Genomic DNA, 17,402 nt, shown 5'->3' with positions numbered 1-17,402 from the left:
ATTAACATTGCAAATATTTAAAGACACCTATTTATGAAGAGATTAAATTTCATTATTCTGCTTTTATCTTCCATCTTGTTCTTCTCTTGCGAAAAAGATCCTGATGAAATAACAGTAACGATAAACCAGCAAGGCAACCTGAAAATTAAAGTGATTGACAATGACAAGAAACCTGTGTCGGATGCGAATGTTTATGTAAGTTATAGCACAGATTATAACTTATACGAGGGGGTTTCAGATAAATCGGGTATGTGCGATGTAGGGAAACTATTGCAAGGATCTTATTTATGCTATGCAACAGCTGAAAAAAATGGAGTTCCATATTCTGTAAGTGAAATAGTACAAATTATAGCCGGCTCGGAAAAGGTTTTGGAAATGAATCCGCTAGCAAACGCAGGAGCTTTGACATTGTATTTCTACTCTTATTATAATATAAATGTAGGTGCTTTGAATGTCGCATTGCTTCCGTTCTCGTTAGGTAGCCAACCAAGTGTAGACCAAATTAAATCTGCTGCATATTTCACAGGAAAAACAGACAAGGATGGAGTTGTGAAGTTTACAGAAATTCCGGCCGAACGTAGATATAATGTTTATGCCTACACTGATGAAGGTTTAGTATATCGTGTTTATGATTATTCATACGTCTATGCATATAAAAACACAGAACAAAAATATACCTTGGAGGTATATTAAAATAAAAAATGCTTCTGATGATAAACGAAAGTTGCCTCTAAATGATTTAGAGGCAACTTTCGTTTTGTCTGTATAGGGATACTTTTTTTACTTTTATTATCTTTGCACCAAGTAGAAACATAAAATATCGTTATGCAACTGATCGACGGCAAAGCCATCTCGGCTCAAATAAAAAAAGAAATAGCAGAAGAAGTAACTAAAATAAAAGCTGCCGGAGGAAAAACTCCTCACTTGGCCGCAATATTGGTAGGACACGACGGTGGTAGCGAAACGTATGTTGCCAATAAGGTGAAATCGTGCGAAGAGGTTGGTTTCAAGTCCACCCTCATTCGTTATGAAAATGATGTTACGGAAGAAGAATTGCTGCAATGTGTTGAGCGATTAAATCAAGATGCTGATATTGACGGATTTATAGTTCAGCTACCCTTGCCTAAACATATCTCGGAGCAAAGAATCATCGAAGCCATAGACTACCGGAAAGATGTGGATGGTTTTCACCCTATCAATGTAGGGCGTATGTCAATCGGTTTGCCTTGCTTTGTGTCTGCTACTCCGGCAGGAATACTGGAACTGCTTAAAAGGTATGAGATACCCACGCAAGGAAAAAATTGCGTTGTTCTGGGGCGGAGCAATATTGTAGGGAAACCCGTTGCCAATTTGATGATGCAAAAGGGATATCCGGGTGACGCTACCGTGACGGTTTGCCATAGCCGCACGCCCAATATTAAGGAGATTTGCCAGCAAGCGGACATAATAATCGCAGCATTAGGTGTCCCCGAATTTTTAACAGGAGACATGGTGAAGGATGGCGTTGTTGTGATTGATGTCGGTACAACCCGTGTGCCGTCAACAGAAACAAAGTCGGGCTTCAGGCTGAAAGGCGATGTCAAGTTTGATGAAGTATCGGAAAAGGCATCCTACATAACCCCTGTTCCGGGAGGAGTTGGACCGATGACAATTATTTCCCTGATGCGAAATACATTGCTTGCCGGAAAAAAGGAGATATATAAATAAGAGATTCGAACATAAACAAATAGGTCTGTGACCTTAATTTTTTATAAAACTACAATTCATGTGATTCTTTTTGGAACAAAAAAGTATAATTTGGCGTTTTAAAGATAATTACGATTATTAATTAATTTTTTTTTATTCATTATGAAGAAATATCTTGCGGAGTTAGTTGGTACAATGGTACTTGTGCTAATGGGATGTGGAGCTGCTGTTTTTGCAGGAGCTAATCAGCCATTTGATAGTGTTGGGACTTTAGGGGTTGCTTTTGCCTTTGGACTTGCGGTTTTGGCAATGGTTTACACTATCGGTAAAATATCGGGTTGTCATATAAATCCGGCTATTACTCTTGGTTTGCTTCTATCTAAGAAAATATCGGGAAAAGATGCCGGTATGTACATGATTTTTCAGGTTATTGGAGCCATTTTAGGGTCTGCAATACTTTATGTACTTGCAAAAGATTCAGGTTCGACAACTACGTTGACAGGAGCAAATGGATACACTGACGTTTTACCCGCTTTTGTGGCCGAAACAGTATTCACATTTATCTTTGTGCTTGTAATATTGGGCGTTACATCTAAAGGTGCAAATAACGCATTTGCAGGAGTGGCTATCGGTTTAGCTTTGGTTTTAGTGCATATCGTATGTATTCCGATTACGGGAACATCGGTGAATCCTGCAAGAAGTATAGGTCCGGCCTTATTTGAAGGTATGGATGCCATCAAACAACTATGGTTATTTATTGTTGCTCCGTTTGTGGGTGCAGCATTGTCGGCTGTTGTCTGGAAAGTTCTGGATACAAAAGAAGCTGAATAACAGGGGACTACCCAACAGAAAAGAAATAAAGCCGGAGTCCACACAATGTGTCTCCGGTTTTTTGTTTCTAAGAACAAGACTTCGTATATTTGTTATAAATGCGAATCAGTAGTAGAAAATGTTGGATTAAATTGTACAATATACTCCTACTAGGGGCGTAAAATTTTACGCCCGTGTGGCACAATATCGGGCGAAATATTTTTCACCCCTACTTTCGGGCAGACCAGAGGCCTGCCCCTACATCCTATCCTCCTCCTTTAGGGGGAGGGGTTTATTCCCTCTCTTTTGGAGAGGGTTAGGGAGAGGTGTAGGGGTGGGGTTCTACTCCACCCGGAAAATGTCGAATAAAATCCACCGTTTTCAACTACTAATTTTGGCGTAAATAAATAAAAACTTAATGATATTATGGACTTTTCATTCAACATATCGCAGGTAATAAGTACATTCATCATACTATTTGCTATCATTGATGTACTGGGAGGAATACCTATCTTTTTAGGTGTTCAGGGAGAAAATAATAAAATAAATGCGTCCAAAGCCTCTGTCTATTCCTTTGTCATTTTGGTCGTTTTCTTATTTGTAGGCAAATGGATATTGGATTTGTTTCATGTTGATGTTGAATCTTTTGCCGTGGCAGGAGCTTTGGTTATCTTTATCATATCGCTCGAAATGATATTGGGAATAGAGATATTCAAATACGACTCGCCCGGAGCATCGTCTACGCTTGTACCCGTCGTTTTTCCCCTGATTGCCGGACCGGGCACATTTACGGCACTGCTGTCTTTAAGTTCCGAATATAGCTTTTTGAATATTATTTTAGGTTTACTAATAAATATGGTGATCGTATTTGTTGTCCTTAAAAACCTGAAGTTTGTTGAAAAAATGCTTGGTGTTGGAGGCGTATTCATTATGCGTAAGTTTTTTGGCGTCATATTGCTCGCCATATCTGTTCGCCTGTTCACCGTCAACATCAATGCTTTGATCGACACCATTAATTCAAGTTTACAATAAAGCCTTGATTGAATTAATCTTTTCAGCATCAGGCAGGTTATGGTTTATCCAATGAATAGACAAACCTCTTTTTTCCATTCCTCTGAACCATGTCATCTGACGTTTGGCAAATTGATGTATCGCTATTTCTAACTGATCGACCATTTCGTTATATTTCAGTTTGCCTATAATATGCAGGGTGATATATTTGTATTCCAAACCGTAGTAAATCAAATCTTCGGGTTGTATGCCCTGATCAAGTATACCCTGAACTTCGGCTATCATTCCCTCTTCCAATCGCGTCCGTAGCCGATCTGAAATTCGTCTCCTACGGGTTTCGCGGTCTATATCTACACCAATAATTAAACTATTGAGATTGATTGTCTTACTCGCCTCAACAGGATGCAAGAGTGTATATTCGGCAATTTCAATGGCACGGATTGCCCTTTGTGCCGTATCAACGTCTGTCTTGTTATGAAGGTTTTTATACGACGACAAAATAAGTGTCAACTCATTCAATGATTTATCTTGCAGTTTTTTTCTTAACTCCTTATTTTCGGGGACATTGACTAAAGGATAACTTTTCAATACCGACTCTACATATAAACCTGAACCTCCACACAAAACAGGCAACTTGCCCCTGTCTGTAATATCCTTGTAAGCTCTGTAAAAATCTTGCTGATACTCAAATATATTGTATTTGTCTCCGGCTTCACGAATATCAATCAGGTGATAAGGTATTTGCCTGCCTTCAACAATATAGTCACTCAAATCTTTACCGGTGCCAATATCCATCTGCCTGTATACCTGTCGAGAGTCTCCACTTATTATTTCGGAGTTTAGTTCGTAGGCCAATTTACATGCCAGGCTGGTCTTTCCGGATGCCGTAGGTCCTACTATCGCTATCAAATCGTACTTGCTCATATCTGCAAAGGTAATTCTTTACTTCTTGTCTACACGTAAAAAATATATTTAGAAGTCATCTAGACTTTTTAAATTATACTTAATTTTTGAGTTTTTGTCATGTTGAACGTAGTGAAACATCTAAAAAACAGATCCTTCGATACTCTCAGGATGACAAAATTGAATAAAACGAAAAAGTCTAGACGGTTTCTTATTAATAATGCGAATCAATGATTGGGAAGCGTTGTATTAAATTCGGCGAAAACTCCGATTTTATTCAATTAATCGGCAGGTTTTCTTTGCATCAGCCAAAGATAGCGCATTGAAATGCCACCACTCGCCACGAATAGTCAGGAAGCCTGCACCAGTCATTACTTTTCGCAAGAGGTTGCGGTTTTCTATCTGTTTTTTGGTTAGGAAAGCCGCCTCGTTGGTTATTCCCGCTTCTTTGCCGAAAAAGTCGAACGGCGTACCCATATCCAGAGCATTGCCAGACAAATCGCAGATAGTCAGGTCAACAGCTATACCATAATTGTGAAGTCCCGTTCGAGAAGGATTGGCAACATAAGCCTGATATTTTGTGCCTTGTACCACTTGAAACATTTTCTTTTGAACAGACAATGGACGAGCGGCATCATATATCAACAGACTGAGATTCGGGTCTATTTCTTTCAGCAATTTTTGCGCCTTTATTAGTTTTTCTGCGGCCAAAGGATGCAGATAAGCATTGCTCAGGGTGTCGTACAACACCACTTTGGTAAAATTGTCGGTGGTGGCATACTTCAAATCTACAACCAACGAAGAATCCAAGTGATTGACACATATCAATCCCTGATCAATCATCTTCTGCTCAAGGCAAGAGATAATCGGCTCAGGTTGAGCGATCGAGTCTGTTGTGTGAACTTTCGGATCATCACTAACCGTCTGCTTATCAATATTGTTTGTTTTTCCGACACAAGACACATAACAAACAGATATCCAAACAATAATAAGAAAGAGCCTAATCATTTGCTTCTATTTTGGGTTATTCAAGGCGTTGTATATTTCTTCTTGTATTCTCGATCTGATATTCAGGCTCATAAGTTTCCTGTTTGTGCGTTTAGGATATACCCTGTTCGACAAGAATATATAGATCAGCTGGTTGTCCGGGTCTATCCAGAAGCTGGTTCCGGTGAAGCCTGTATGCCCATAGGTAGAAACCGGTGTACTGGGACTGGTGGGACTTGAATTGGTATTCTGTATATCCGGCTTGTCGAAACCCAATCCCCGACGAGATGTGCTGCTTTTGGTGATAGTGAAGGTTCGGCATGTCTGCTTGCTCAGATAGTGCTCTCCGCCGTATTCGCCATTGTTCAGCAGCATCTGATATAGCTTTGCCAGATCATTGGCATTTGAAAAAAGTCCGGCATTTCCGGAAATACCTCCTAAGAAGGCTGCGCCCTCATCATGGGCGTACCCCTGCAATAGCTGCTTGCGCAAGAAATCATCTTTTTCGGTAGGAACGATCATATTCTTACCGAATTTCTCCAAAGGATTATAAGTAGTGGTATATGCCCCCAGCTTCTCATAGAAGTTCTTTTGCAGAAAGGAGCTAAGGTCTTCCTTGCTGATCTCTTCAACAGCTTCTTTCAGCAACATAAAATTGAGGCAACTATACAGGTATTTTTTTGTCGCACGAAGTTTAGCATTAGCCAGCAGATCGAGCAAAGTGTCTTTGTATGCCACATTGCCATACAATTTGTCGGCTATCTTAAGGTCATATCCTTTCTTGGGTACTGCAGAAATCAAATTGGGCTTGAACTTGTAATCAGTCCTAGCCCATGTTGTCCTATCAAATTCTGCCGAGTAGAGTGGGGTTTGCCTGGCATTGAAGAGCTTTCCGTTATAGCTATCCGTGTCTATGGCGGGCATGTAGTACGGAATGAAGGAGGGCATCCCCGTTTCGTGCAGCAGTGCTTCTCTGACCGTGATATTTGCTTTATCCGTATTTTTGAGTACCGGAACATATTTGCTCAACTTGTCGTTCAGTCCTATTTTTTTCTGATCGAAGAGTTGCATTACAGCGGGGACGGTTGCCGTAGCCTTGCTCATGGAGGCTAAATCGTAAATGTCGTCGTCCGTAACTTCTTGTTTAGATTCGTAAGTAAACGTGCCGAACGATTTGTTATAAATCACAACGCCATCTTTGGCTATCAACACCTGACAACCCGGATATGCTTTTTCTTTCAAACCCTCCCGAATTACATTTTCTATTCGCCCCAACTTCTGAGACGATACCCCGACCTCCTCAGGTATGTTGTAGCTCAAACGCCCTTTTTCTGTTTTAAGACCATCGCCCATATCAAACAATCCCGGAACCGTTACGGGCAGTATGCCATTTATAGAGTTACCTCCGAAAAGTGCCTGTGCCGCATACTCTTGTGCAAAACGGGTGTTTTCGTATGCAGCCAGAACGGCGTCGGCGGCATTAACGGACTTGGGGTAATTGCCTATCTTGTATGGATTGGAAAGAAAGACCAAAATTCCTTTCTTATCCTTGAGAATGTTCTCTATTGCATTGTCCGAATAGCCTTTGTTGCCATGAATGGCTATGATTACGGTTGAATATCTGGCTAAAGACGATCTCAGTCCGGATAATGCTTCTGAGCCGGGAGCTTCGAATGTAACCACATTATCGTAGAGATTGAGTGTTCTCTGAAAAGAGTTTCCTTTTGTTGCCCCAACAGACACAACCGCAATTTTCTGCTTATCCAGATTTTTGAAAGGAATGATGTTGCCGTCATTTTTCAGCAAAGTCATTGCCTTTTCATTGAGCTTGCGGTTCAGCCATTCGGCATGAGGTGAGTTTAGGCTTGCCATCAGATTTTTAGTATCGATGGTGGCAGCCTTATTTGCACCCAATATATATTTCCATCTCAGTATTTTCTTGCATTTTTCATTTATCAGTTCTTCGCTGAGGGTTTTGTTTGCCACAGCGGCTTTCAAGGCATTGAACTCCTTGACAGGATAGATTGGCCCTAGCAACATATCATTCCCTGCACTGATAAGGCGGACACTCATATCAGGCTCTCCCGAAATGCCTTTCATTTCGAGCCCGTCGGTTACGATCAGACCGGAAAAGCCAAGCTGATCTTGAAGCAAATCGGTCACAATAGGTTTAGACAAACTGCTGGGATCGCCACTTTTGTCAAGTGCCGGAATGTTCATGTGTCCCACCATTACACTGCCAAAACCAGCCTCAATGTAATCTTTAAAAACAGATATATCTTCTTCGTTCAGTGTTTCTAAATCCCTGTCGACAAGCGGAAGGGTGTGGTGCGAATCGGCAGATGTGCTTCCATGCCCCGGAAAATGTTTTGCAGAAGACAAGATGCCGTTATCTTCCAAGCCTTTAGAAAATAGTCTGCCATGATGCGACACACGCTCCGGATTGTCGCTGAAGGCACGGGCGCCGATAACCGGATTGTCGGGATTGGTATTCACATCCATCACGGGTGCATAATTGACATGAATCCCCATCAATTTACACTGGCGAGCCATCTCTTTTCCGTAGAGATAGAGCAATGAGTCTTCTTGAATTGCGCCCAGCATCATATTCCAAGGAAAGCGGGTAGTATTTTCCAATCTCATAGATAAACCCCATTCGGCATCAGCGCCAACCAGTAACGGAATTTTAGAATTTCTCTGGGCATAATTTACTAGTCCCGCCTGCCCTGCAGCCGTTCCTTTGCGAAAGATTATACCGCCAACGTATTGGTTATTTATAAGGCTGAGCAGTTTTTTCTTGTTCACATCCGAATTGTTGGCATTGAATGCAACCACAATCATCTGCCCTATTTTTTGATCGAGGGTCATTGTGTTAAACACAGAGTCGACCCATGCGTTCATTTTCTTCTGATCTGCTTTCTTTTCCATGTTAGGAACAATCTTGTTTGTTTGAGCAAATCCGAAGACCGATGTAAATATAATGAGTGCCGAAGCGAAATATCTTTTCATTTTCAGTTTATTTTATCAAGTACAACGTCAATCCGTCCTATATATGAGCCGTTTTTACCTTGTTGAAAAATCATCACATCTTTTCCTGAAAGGTTTTTGCGTATATCGGGTTTTTCCATATAAGTGTGCGAATGTCCGCCTATAATAATGTCAATATATTCGGTTTCTTGTGCAAGCCGGATATCATTCACTTCTTTGGTATCGTATCCGATGTGGGAAAGGCAAATGATGAGGTCGCACTTTTCTTTTTCTTTCAAAATTTGAGAATATTTGTTTGCCGAAGAAATGATCGGGTTAAATACCATTCCTTCGTATTTGTTTTTTTCGATCAATCCTTCGGGGTCAATACCTACACCGATTATACCAATTTTCACACCATCTCTTTTCATTGTGATGTATGGCTTCACCAAGCCTCTGAGCACGGTGTTGGAAAAATCGTAGTTGCAATTGACAATAGGAAAGCTGAGCCCTTGTATTATTCTTTTCAAAGTATCCAATCCGTAGTCAAACTCATGGTTTCCTAGAGTTCCGGCGTCGTATTTAAGAAGGCTCATTGCCTGCGCCTCCACTCGTCCTTTAAATAGATTGAAATAAGGTGTTCCCTGAACAAAATCACCGGCATCAAGAAGTAGTGCTTTGCTGTTTTCTTTTCGTATTTGTCCGATATAGTCGGCACGCCTTATCACACCCCCTTTGTCCGGATATTCTTTATCCGTTTTCGGCATCGGCTCTATACGGCTATGCGTATCATTGGTGTGAATGATAACGATATTTTTCTGGGCAGATATTGTTCCTGTCAAAACGGTCAATAAGAACAATAGTGCGAATATATTTTTTGATGCTTTCATTTTCTATTATTAATGCCAATCTGTATTTGAAAAGCGTTTTTTGTTTGTGTGATCTTCCCCTGCATTTTCAAATTAAAACATAAATCAATGTTTAATTGGTATTATCAAACTTTATTGAATAATATTTATTCCTTTACTACTATCCTTTCATCCAAAACCGATGAAATCACTTTGCCTTCCTTCGCCTTTTGTTTGATATAATTCATCATCGCATCCCTTAACGTTATGTTGAGAGGTTCGATGGAGTCAGCCTTCTTCAACGCTTCCATGCCATCGTTGCCTCCGGCAAGATAATCGAGCGTAACAACAGAATACACCTTATCCTTGTCAACAGCTTGCCCGTTGATAAGGGCGCTTACGAGTTTTCCGTCTTTGCTGATCACGAGTTTTGCTGATGAAGAAATTCCCGCTCCTCCCATTTTTGCATACGATTCGAAAATTTCGTTCAAAACAGAGCCTCTCAATTTTGCCAGAACAAGAGCATTTTCGAAAGAGAATATTTCATACATATTACCAATGGTAATATCTCCTTTCGGCAGGCTAGCCCTGTGTCCGTCTACGTTCATCAAGGCAAGATCGCAATTGTCGTTGGTGAATTTGTCTCCTTCTGCTTTCATCAGATCAGAAGTAAGATTTGTTAAGAGGCTTTCGGGACGCCCCTTTTCCATATACTGAGACGATTGTCCGATAATCACAGACATCTCTCTGTCTATCTGTTGTTTGTAGTGATCAACAAGCCGCACCACGGAGGTGTTCCGGTTTTTGTCGAAGCCACCGTCCAACAATATCCTTTCTCCCCTCATCGAGGTTACGCCATACCGTTGCTGCTTACACGCAGAAATTGTAAGAAGAATGATAAACAGGAAAAACAATCTTTTTTTCATCGACTTTTCTTTTGACAATAGAGTTTGTGCGGATTTATTAAGATGACTTCAACATTTCCACACATCACTGCAAACGAATTGAACAATATCTTATTCAATATAACATCTTAGTACACCTTTTTGATCACATTAATTGCCAAGCTGTCTATTTTGCCATCAATGCCGGAAGCAAATGCTTTGAAATGCGGACTCTCATTATGCTTGTCGATAGCCTCTTGCGAATGCCAGACTTCCAGTATGATGTATTTTAATGGATTTTGAATATCCTGATGCAATTCGTACGAAATATTACCGGATTCTTTTCGTGTTTCGTCTACTACGGTGCGAAATATTTTTTCCAAATCACTTTTAAACTCAGCTTTTATAACTATTGTTGCTACAATTTTTAACTCTTCCATTCTTTTTTTATTTGTTTCGCCCCGACTTTGGCGAATGTTGTTTCTTAATTTTTTTTCTTAAAAGCGGATGCAATCTATCCGACTGACATATCAAAATTAAAGAAAATCTTCTATTCAACCGGGTCATATACTCCAAAAGGGCCGAAATATTAACTTACTTTATTACTTTGCAAAAAAAAGAAAAATAATTATTACTAATTTATTCCATTAATTAGTTTTTATGTACAATAATAACTTAATGTCTATAAACAAAAATAGCGGGAACTTTCATCGAAACTCCCGCTATTCGTCTATATTAAATACTAAATTGTTATTTAGCCAGTTCTTTGATAATATCCATTACTTCCGCTCCAACGGCTTCCGCCTCTTGCATTGTCGAAGCCTCGGAATATACCCTGATTATAGGTTCAGTATTAGACTTACGCAAGTGAACCCACTTGTCGGGAAAATCAATTTTTACACCGTCTATGTCTGTTACATCGTAAGATGAGAAGCGTTTTTTTACAGCTTCCAAAATAGCATCCACGTCAATATCGGGTGTAAGTTCTACTTTCTGTTTAGCTATAAAATATTGTGGCAACTCTGCACGAATTTCGCTTACTTTTTTCTTCTCGTGAGCCAGATGCGAAAGGAACAAGGCGATACCGACCAAGGCATCACGTCCATAATGGCTTGCAGGATAAATGATTCCGCCATTGCCCTCACCGCCAATCACAGCTCCTGTTTCTTTCATTTTCGATGTCACGTTCACCTCACCCACTGCTGCCGCAGTATAAGTTTGCCCGTATTTTTGAGTAATATCACGTAAAGCCCTACTCGAACTCAAATTGGAAACGGTATTTCCGGGAGTGTGTTTCAATATGTAATCGGCAACAGCTACCAAAGTGTATTCTTCGCCAAACATATCTCCATTTTCGCATATTATAGCCAGACGATCGACATCAGGGTCAACAACAAACCCAACGTCCGCACCCGCCTTACTCATCAACGACGAAATGTCTGTCAAATGTTCGGGTAGAGGCTCCGGATTGTGAGGAAAATCGCCATGTGGCTCGCAATACAATTCAAACACTTCACTCACGCCTAAACTTTTTAACAGTTTTGGCAAGACGATTCCTCCAACAGAGTTGACACAATCTATGGCAACCTTAAAATCTGCCGCCTTAATAGCTTCTACGTCTACCAAATCCAAGTCCAATACGGCTTGAATATGTGCGTCGGTATAGTCTTTTGTGAATACTTTTCCTAAACCGTCTACATCTGCATAAACAAAATCTTCCGATTCGGCTAGCCTCAAAACTTCATTGCCTTCCACTGCATTCAGAAATTCACCATCCGAATTCAGTAGTTTCAAGGCATTCCACTGTCTTGGGTTGTGGCTGGCAGTAAGGATTATTCCCCCGCAAGCATTTTCCATCACAACAGCCACTTCCGTGGTCGGGGTAGTTGCCAAACCGATGTTAACAACATCGAAGCCTATCCCCATAAGGGTTCCGACTACAATCTGATCCATCATTGCCCCCGAGATACGAGCATCACGACCAACAACAATTTTGTTTGTTCCGACTTTAGTCGTTTTCTTTATGAATGTAGCGTAAGCTGATACAAACTTAACTGTATCGAGAGGGTTCAACCCTTCACCTATCGAGCCTCCAATAGTACCTCTGATGCCAGAGATTGATTTAATTAGTGCCATACTCTATATTTTTTTTACCAAATTTTGTAATATTTAATTTCGTTCAACCACAACGGCTCGTAGGCCTCTTGTTGATATGCAGACCCGTAATTAAAAGGAGCTATCACACTAACAATACCACCTTCTCCTACATATTTCAATGGCATTGCAACCGTATACGACATATAAGTATAGCCCAATACAGTTGATTTGTTAGCATATAAAGTTTTTTCATCTCCCAGATAATGAAATTGGGCGGATTGGTTTGCAGGAAAATTCGCTTCCACCGAATCGCTCGCCAAGAAAAATCTTGTGTTGAATCTATAACTAATCATAGACCTGTTGGACGCGCTAGCCTTGTGCTCCAAGTCGCCATAATCCAGTATGCTGAGATAAATTCCTGTCTTAGGATCTTTATAATACACACCCTTCTCGAAAACACTATCGGCGGGAAATCCATTCCTTACCTCAAATCCTTTCTCCGCGATAAACTCACTTATTAGTTTTCGCTCCTTCTTTAGCCGGTCGGCGTACGAAACACCATTATCACAAGACATAAAAATCAAGGAAATAGCTGCTATAACGAATGTCAGTCCAATATATTTCTTCATCAGAAATTGTATATAGTTTATATTAATTAATTTTATCGAAAACTTCTATGAATTTGGGCAATGCCTTTTCAAAACGGTCTATGGCATCTTGCATCGAACCGAAAAATTCACCTCCGGCGGCATTCAGATGCCCTCCGCCATTAAAATATTGCGACGAAAATGTGTTGCAAGGAAAGTCTCCCTGCGACCTGAACGACAATTTTATCATCCCTTCGTCTTCGCGCATAAATGCCGAAAAGACAATGTCTTTTATATTCAAGGGGAGGTTTGCAAACCCTTCCGTATCTCCTTTTTGTGCTTTAAATCGTTGTTGTTCTTCCTTTGTCAGGGTTATTAAAGCCGATTTGCAATCGTGAAAAACCTTCATTTTTTCAGACAAGGCGTACCCCATCATCCGGAAACGGTCTTCCGTATAACTATGATACACATTCGAATATATCTGGTCTTTATTGATGCCTTTTTTCAACAATTCGCCGATAATGTAGTAAATCTCCGGATTGTTGGAGTTGTAGGAAAAACCGCCCGTGTCGGTCATCATTCCTGTATAAATAGCATCGGCTGATTCTTTGCTCATCTGCTCGAAATCGCCCATACGGCAAATCAGCCTGAATATAAGTTCACTTGTTGATGAAATCTGCGGATAAGAAATTGTTACATCGCAAAAATTGGCAGGATCGGGATGATGATCAATCAACACTTTTTTCGCTTTAGATGCTTCCACCGACAGCCCCATATCTCCAATTCGTTTTAAGATATTGAAATCGAGACAAAAGATCAAATCAGCCTCCGCAATCAGCTTGTTGGCAAATTCGGCATACTTTTCGTATATCAGGATATCTTTGGCTCCTTTCAACCACCTTAAGAAATTAGGGAAAGAGTTAGGTACTATCACCGTCACATCGTTGCCCAAATCTGTCAGGTAATGACATAAACCCAGAGCAGAGCCTATGGCATCCCCATCAGGAGAAACATGCGTTACTATTACTATCTTATCGTATTTATCCAGAAAATCTTCTACTTGCGAAATTTTTTCCTGAGATATTACCTTTGAAATCATCTGTTAAAATTATTTTAAACATTCGCTTAAAACATCCCTAAACGGGATTTTAGTTGCAGATGCCAAAATTACGAAAAAAATTATATCATTTACATGAATTCTTATCGACTTCATAATTGTTAACAATCAATTTAGCCAAACGTCTGCCCTATCAATAAAAAAAAGGAAGCACCCGTCAAGGCACTTCCTATGTTTACGCTAATTACTTTTGATATCCTAAACTTAACCAATCCAATCATTCTAATGTATCTTTTTTCTCCGTCAACCTATAACTTAATGCGCCCGAAGGGCATTGATCTATCTGACTCATTAATTCTTGTGTGGTTGCGTTTTCTATTTTTATCCAGGGTCTTTCATTCGGTCTGTATACCAAAGGCAAGGCTCTGACACATACCCCGGAGTGTATACACACCGCCGGTTGCCAGACGATAGTCAGTTCGCCATTCGAATATTTAATTTTCTTTTCCATCACATTTGGGGTTCTAAACATTTATTCCTCTCATGACAATACGCCTCCATTCCGGATTTTTCTTTATATATCCGGCAACAAACGGACATAAAGGCACCAGGCGAAGACTCTGTGCATCAATATCTTTTAACACTTTTTCCACTAATTGAGAACCAATACCTTGCCCCTCCAGCTCTACGGGAACTTCCGTATGAGTCAGGTAGATTTCCCCGTTTTGGGTTTTTATGTACTCTATTTTTGCCAGATATTTCTCTACATGAAACTCGTATTGGCTATCTGCGTCGTTATCAATCAATTCATAATCTTTCATAATACTTGTCCGGTTTTGTTTTCTGTTTATTAGATTAAACATCTATCCGCTATATATTGTTTAGTTGATTACATTTGGCTATATAAATTATTTTTGCTCATTCAAAATATGCTGTCCGAAAAAATAATAGTATCAATTATTAAAAAAAACGACTTATCTTTGCATCCTTAGAATAAATTATATTGAATGGAAGACGTAAAAAAATTAGTAAATAAAATTATTTCAGCAGCACAAGATAGAAAGGCTAAAGATATTGTAACGGTAGACATGACAGGCATGATAGGTGCCATCTGTCAGTATTTTGTTATTTGCGAGGGCAATACCCCAACGCAAGTATCTGCTATATCAGACCACATAGTCGATTATCTGAAAGCAGAAATGAAAGAACGCCCCATATCTGTGGAGGGTGAAAAAGAAGCCCGTTGGATAGGTATAGATTATGGTACGGTTATTGTACACATTTTCATTCCCGAACTCAGGGAATTCTACAATATAGAAAACCTGTGGGAGGATGCAGTATTGGAAAATATTCCCGATATTGATTAATTACCCTGAACAGTAATCCGGAGGGTATATCATCAAGTTCTATCACTTACTTAGAATAAAAAAAGCATGGAAAATAATAGTAATAATAACAATCAGAATAAACCCAAGGGAACACCGAAAATCCCGTTTAGCATTTATTGGGTCTATTCTCTTGTAATCATGATTCTTATCGGGATGTGGTTCTTTGCCAGCGATTCGCTGGTGAAAGAAGTCGGATGGTCTGATTTTCAACGCTATGCCAAAGGGAATAGTCTGGAAAAGGTGATCGTTTATAATAAGAAAAATTCGCTGGAAGCCACAGTACGCCCCGATTCGGTTCAGTCGATATTCAAATCCGAGCCTGAAAAGGTGGGTAAAAACCCTCGTATTTTGGTCTACATACCTTCTGCCAGTAAGTTCGATGATTTCTACAATACATTGGACGATGACGCAAAAGCAAAACTTGATGTCAGCTACGAAAACGGCTCTGACATGTTCGACCTGTTGATCAGTTCGTTACCCATCATCTTTTTGATAGGTTTTACAATCTTTATAATGAGGCGTATGACCAGTGGTGGCGGAAGCGGCGGAGGCGGCGTCTTCAACGTAGGAAAATCTAAAGCCCAGTTGTATGACAAAGGTGGAGATTTGAAGGTGACATTCAAGGATGTGGCAGGATTGGCTGAAGCAAAAGAGGAAATTCAGGAGATAGTAGAATTTTTGAAAAATCCACGCAGATATACCGACATCGGAGGTAAGATACCTAAGGGAGCATTGCTTGTAGGTCCTCCGGGAACAGGTAAAACCTTGCTGGCTAAGGCTGTTGCAGGGGAGGCTGATGTGCCTTTCTTCTCTATGTCGGGTTCCGATTTCGTGGAAATGTTTGTCGGAGTAGGAGCGTCCCGTGTGCGTGACCTTTTCCGTCAGGCGAAAGAAAAATCACCTTGTATCATATTCATAGATGAAATTGACGCAATAGGTCGTGCCAGAGGCAAGAACCCAAATATGGGATCTAACGACGAGCGTGAAAATACACTAAACCAGCTACTTACCGAAATGGATGGTTTCGGAACCAATAGCGGTGTGATTATTCTTGCGGCTACCAACCGTGCCGATATTTTAGATAAGGCATTATTGAGAGCCGGACGTTTCGACCGTCAGATATATGTAGATTTGCCCGATATGAACGAAAGGCAAGAGATATTCAAGGTTCACTTGCGTCCCGTAAAAATAGACGATACGGTAGATGTTGATTTTCTGGCACGTCAAACTCCCGGTTTTTCGGGGGCAGATATAGCTAATGTCTGCAATGAAGCCGCGTTGATTGCTGCTCGTAACGGAAAAAAAGTAGTACAAAAAGACGACTTCACCAATGCCGTAGACAGGATTATCGGCGGTTTGGAAAAGAAAAATAAAGTAACTACACCTAACGAACGGAAAGCCATTGCCATACACGAAGCAGGGCACGCAACACTGAGCTGGCATCTGGAACATGCCAATCCGTTGGTAAAAGTAACCATCGTACCTCGGGGAAAAGCTCTGGGTGCAGCATGGTATTTGCCCGAAGAAAGGCAGATAACCACTAAAGAGCAAATGCTGGACGAGATGTGCGCCTTATTGGGCGGACGTGCTGCCGAAGAAGTGTTTATCGGTCACATTTCATCAGGAGCCGTGAACGACTTGGAGCGGGTTACAAAGCAGGCTTATGCCATGATCTCGTATATGGGAATGAGCGACAAGCTTTCTAATTTGAGTTATTACGATTCAACCGGTCAAGGCTATGGTTTCACAAAGCCATACAGTGAAGAAACTGCCCTTGAAATAGACAAAGAGGTACGTGAAATGATCAATGCCCAATATGAACGAGCTAAGGCATTGCTTAAAGAACATGCCGAAGGGCATGCAAAATTATCGGCTAAGTTGTTGGAAAAAGAAGTCATCTTTGCTGACGATCTGAAAGCTATTTTCGGCGATCGCCAATGGAAATCGAGAGCAGAAGAATTGATGGACGAAGAACGTGATCTGGCTGCTCGCAGTGAAAATCCCGCAGATGTAAAAGGTGATGATTCTCCCGGTATTTTGGCCGAAGAAAACCAATCGGAATAATAAAAAAAGACAAATAAGGTATCTTTATGTTTTAAAAGATGCAATTCGGCTTGAATTGCATCTTTCTTTTTTATAATTTCGTTCGTTTTTAATATAATAGGAACATAAAAGAT

17 protein-coding genes are annotated in these 17,402 nt (G+C 40.5%); 6 read left to right on the top strand and 11 right to left on the bottom strand.

The window, feature by feature from the left end; genetic code table 11:
• Window positions 1-33 precede the first annotated feature (33 nt).
• From D0T56_RS00520 to D0T56_RS00505, 4 genes are all read left to right on the top strand, one after another.
• The gene (locus D0T56_RS00520; RefSeq protein ID WP_163318188.1) at window positions 34-693 is read left to right on the top strand and encodes a hypothetical protein; all 660 of its coding nucleotides are present in this window, start codon (window positions 34-36) and stop codon (window positions 691-693) included.
• Window positions 694-825: 132 nt separating this feature from the next.
• The gene (folD, locus tag D0T56_RS00515; RefSeq protein ID WP_163318187.1) at window positions 826-1,707 is read left to right on the top strand and encodes a bifunctional methylenetetrahydrofolate dehydrogenase/methenyltetrahydrofolate cyclohydrolase FolD; all 882 of its coding nucleotides are present in this window, start codon (window positions 826-828) and stop codon (window positions 1,705-1,707) included.
• 141 nt (window positions 1,708-1,848) lie between these two features.
• Window positions 1,849-2,517 carry an MIP family channel protein gene (locus D0T56_RS00510; protein WP_163318186.1) on the top strand — a complete coding sequence of 223 codons (669 nt, stop codon included), beginning with the start codon at window positions 1,849-1,851 and terminating at the stop codon, window positions 2,515-2,517.
• Between the two features lie 405 nt (window positions 2,518-2,922).
• Window positions 2,923-3,528: a MarC family protein gene (locus tag D0T56_RS00505; RefSeq protein WP_163318185.1), complete on the top strand. Its 606-nt coding sequence runs from the start codon at window positions 2,923-2,925 to the stop codon at window positions 3,526-3,528.
• On the opposite strand, the gene miaA is transcribed toward D0T56_RS00505, so the two are convergent.
• The 11 genes from miaA to D0T56_RS00450 form a co-directional block, all read right to left on the bottom strand.
• A complete protein-coding gene (gene miaA, locus D0T56_RS00500; RefSeq protein ID WP_163318184.1) occupies window positions 3,520-4,431 on the bottom strand; it encodes a tRNA (adenosine(37)-N6)-dimethylallyltransferase MiaA in 912 nt (303 codons plus the stop codon). The genes D0T56_RS00505 and miaA overlap by 9 nt on opposite strands.
• Before the next feature lie 252 nt (window positions 4,432-4,683).
• On the bottom strand, window positions 4,684-5,418 hold the full coding sequence (locus tag D0T56_RS00495; protein ID WP_163318183.1) for a M15 family metallopeptidase: 735 nt from the start codon (window positions 5,416-5,418) through the stop codon (window positions 4,684-4,686).
• A gap of 6 nt (window positions 5,419-5,424) precedes the next feature.
• Complete coding sequence (locus D0T56_RS00490) at window positions 5,425-8,406, bottom strand: glycoside hydrolase family 3 N-terminal domain-containing protein (RefSeq protein ID WP_163318182.1); 2,982 nt, start codon at window positions 8,404-8,406, stop codon at window positions 5,425-5,427.
• A 2-nt stretch (window positions 8,407-8,408) separates the two neighbouring features.
• Complete coding sequence (locus D0T56_RS00485) at window positions 8,409-9,254, bottom strand: bifunctional UDP-sugar hydrolase/5'-nucleotidase (RefSeq protein ID WP_163318181.1); 846 nt, start codon at window positions 9,252-9,254, stop codon at window positions 8,409-8,411.
• Between the two features lie 125 nt (window positions 9,255-9,379).
• Window positions 9,380-10,138: a 5'-nucleotidase C-terminal domain-containing protein gene (locus D0T56_RS00480; RefSeq protein WP_163318180.1), complete on the bottom strand. Its 759-nt coding sequence runs from the start codon at window positions 10,136-10,138 to the stop codon at window positions 9,380-9,382.
• Between the two features lie 107 nt (window positions 10,139-10,245).
• Window positions 10,246-10,536 carry a putative quinol monooxygenase gene (locus tag D0T56_RS00475; RefSeq protein ID WP_163318179.1) on the bottom strand — a complete coding sequence of 97 codons (291 nt, stop codon included), beginning with the start codon at window positions 10,534-10,536 and terminating at the stop codon, window positions 10,246-10,248.
• Window positions 10,537-10,846: 310 nt separating this feature from the next.
• Window positions 10,847-12,232: a phosphoglucosamine mutase gene (glmM, locus tag D0T56_RS00470; protein WP_163318178.1), complete on the bottom strand. Its 1,386-nt coding sequence runs from the start codon at window positions 12,230-12,232 to the stop codon at window positions 10,847-10,849.
• Window positions 12,233-12,246: 14 nt separating this feature from the next.
• The gene (locus tag D0T56_RS00465) at window positions 12,247-12,822 is read right to left on the bottom strand and encodes a DUF4827 family protein (protein ID WP_163318177.1); all 576 of its coding nucleotides are present in this window, start codon (window positions 12,820-12,822) and stop codon (window positions 12,247-12,249) included.
• A gap of 22 nt (window positions 12,823-12,844) precedes the next feature.
• Window positions 12,845-13,879, bottom strand: a complete 1,035-nt coding sequence (locus D0T56_RS00460; protein ID WP_163318176.1) for a bifunctional oligoribonuclease/PAP phosphatase NrnA — start codon at window positions 13,877-13,879, stop codon at window positions 12,845-12,847.
• 235 nt (window positions 13,880-14,114) lie between these two features.
• Window positions 14,115-14,348 (bottom strand): (4Fe-4S)-binding protein, encoded by a 234-nt coding sequence (locus tag D0T56_RS00455; RefSeq protein WP_163318175.1) that lies wholly within the window; start codon window positions 14,346-14,348, stop codon window positions 14,115-14,117.
• Window positions 14,349-14,361: 13 nt separating this feature from the next.
• Entirely contained in the window at window positions 14,362-14,661 is a 300-nt protein-coding gene (locus D0T56_RS00450; protein ID WP_163318333.1) for a GNAT family N-acetyltransferase, read from the bottom strand.
• A 183-nt stretch (window positions 14,662-14,844) separates the two neighbouring features.
• Between D0T56_RS00450 and rsfS the strand changes: the two genes are divergently transcribed.
• Both rsfS and ftsH read left to right on the top strand, forming a co-directional pair.
• Window positions 14,845-15,204 carry a ribosome silencing factor gene (gene rsfS / locus D0T56_RS00445; protein ID WP_163318174.1) on the top strand — a complete coding sequence of 120 codons (360 nt, stop codon included), beginning with the start codon at window positions 14,845-14,847 and terminating at the stop codon, window positions 15,202-15,204.
• A gap of 66 nt (window positions 15,205-15,270) precedes the next feature.
• Window positions 15,271-17,289, top strand: coding sequence for an ATP-dependent zinc metalloprotease FtsH (gene ftsH, locus D0T56_RS00440; RefSeq protein ID WP_163318173.1), 2,019 nt, complete (start codon window positions 15,271-15,273; stop codon window positions 17,287-17,289).
• Window positions 17,290-17,402 lie beyond the last annotated feature (113 nt).

The sequence above is a fragment of the Dysgonomonas sp. 520 genome (assembly GCF_010501095.1).
In the GTDB taxonomy this organism is placed as follows: Bacteria; Bacteroidota; Bacteroidia; order Bacteroidales; family Dysgonomonadaceae; genus QVMP01.
The sequence above is the reverse complement of the archived record's forward strand: the minus strand, read 5'-3'. Positions and strand labels throughout refer to the sequence as shown.